This is a genomic window from Spiroplasma endosymbiont of Lariophagus distinguendus, from assembly GCF_023846195.1.
GTDB lineage: Bacteria > Bacillota_I > Bacilli_A > Mycoplasmatales > VBWQ01 > Spiroplasma_E.
Genome location: NZ_JALMUW010000121.1, coordinates 1 through 1149, shown reverse-complemented (window position 1 = coordinate 1149; position 1149 = coordinate 1). Strand labels below are relative to the sequence as shown.

Below are 1149 nucleotides of genomic sequence, written 5' to 3'. Positions count from 1 at the left end.
GTTATCTTTTTTAGCTTTTGTCATTTTATCATCTCATTTCTATTTAAAGTTTTTAATCAATGTTTGATTAATCCAATTTAGAATTTCAGTTAGTTTTTCATATTCTAAACGTTTAGGTCCAACAATTGCAATTTGTCCTTGTTCACCATCATGAACTTTAAAAGTAGTAGTAATCATTGCCATATCGTTATTTTCATTACCCAGTTCTTCACCAATTTTAATTTGTAGTTGATTATTATTTAATTCATCAAAATACATTCATGGTGATTGTGATTCAATGAATTTAATAATTGTTTTAACCTTATTAATATCATTAAATTCAGGATTTTCTAACATATATTGAACACCGTGTGTTGTTGATAGTGGTCGTGAGAAATTAATTAAAGTGTTAACAAATCCTTGAATAATATATTCTGATTTTTGTACTTGTTGTTCAAGGATTGGTTTTAATAAATTTACTTTCTCACTAATTTCACTAATTTTAGTACCAATTAATCTGGTGTTAAAAATATCAATGGCAATTGATAAATCGGTTAATGATGTTTCTTGAATATTAAACATTTTGTTTTGAACATGACCATTACTAGTAATACAAATTGTTAAAGCATTATCATTACTAATCGGTATTAATTCAATTTTTTTTAAAGTATCTTCATTAATATTAGGACCAGTAACAATACTAATCAAATTAGTCATTTCACTTAAAATACTACTAGTTTTATTTAATACTTCGGTAATTACTAAGTTACGGTTATTAAATACTTCTGCTATTTTTTTCTTCAAGATTTCTAGTTCTTGATGTTCACCCATATTCATTAAATTATCAACATAATAGCGATAACCTTTTGTTGAAGGAATACGACCACTAGAGCTATGTGCTTTTTCTAATAATCCTAATGTTTCTAATTCAACACATTCATTACGAATAGTAGCACTAGAAAAATTAATATTGTTATTATTTTCTAAAATAGTTTTGCTACCAATTGGTAATCCTGTTTTAATATATTTTTCAACAATGATTTTTAAAATTTGTGATTGTCTGTTACTTAACATTGTTCACCACCTTTTTTAGCATTCATTAACATTGAATGCCAATACTTATATAATTATAACTGAGAGTGTAATAATATCAAGACTTAATTGAATTTT

At 25.0% G+C, this 1149-nt stretch carries 1 protein-coding gene; it reads right to left on the bottom strand.

The features are described from left to right. Positions 1 to 39 precede the first annotated feature (39 nt). Positions 40 to 1053: a heat-inducible transcriptional repressor HrcA gene (gene hrcA / locus M0D11_RS05990; protein ID WP_252320996.1), complete on the bottom strand. Its 1014-nt coding sequence runs from the start codon at positions 1051 to 1053 to the stop codon at positions 40 to 42. Positions 1054 to 1149: the final 96 nt, after the last annotated feature.